Annotated in this window: 1 CRISPR repeat array. The window is 58.4% G+C overall.

Going from position 1 to position 269, the window contains the following annotated elements:
* Position 1: 1 nt before the first annotated feature.
* A CRISPR array of direct repeats spans positions 2-269; the repeat unit is 24 nt; unit sequence GTCCCCGCGTGGGCGGGGGTGATC.

The raw sequence follows: 269 nt of genomic DNA, 5'->3' as shown, positions 1-269 counted from the left end.
AGTCCCCGCGTGGGCGGGGGTGATCCCTGCCTCAGCAAGTGCCAAGTTCCCGTCATAAAGTAGTCCCCGCGTGGGCGGGGGTGATCCTGGCTTTCTCGTACTTCTCACAGTCCTTTTGATGTAGTCCCCGCGTGGGCGGGGGTGATCCCAACTGTATTTGATAAATCTCCAATTCTTTTTGGTAGTCCCCGCGTGGGCGGGGGTGATCCTTTTAGCTTTAAGGCTAACGACCCAGATGGAGAGTAGTCCCCGCGTGGGCGGGGGTGATC

The sequence above is a fragment of the Peptoniphilus sp. HMSC062D09 genome (genome assembly GCF_001811425.1).
In the GTDB taxonomy this organism is placed as follows: Bacteria; Bacillota; Clostridia; order Tissierellales; family Peptoniphilaceae; genus Peptoniphilus_A.
The sequence above is the reverse complement of the archived record's forward strand: the minus strand, read 5'-3'. Positions and strand labels throughout refer to the sequence as shown.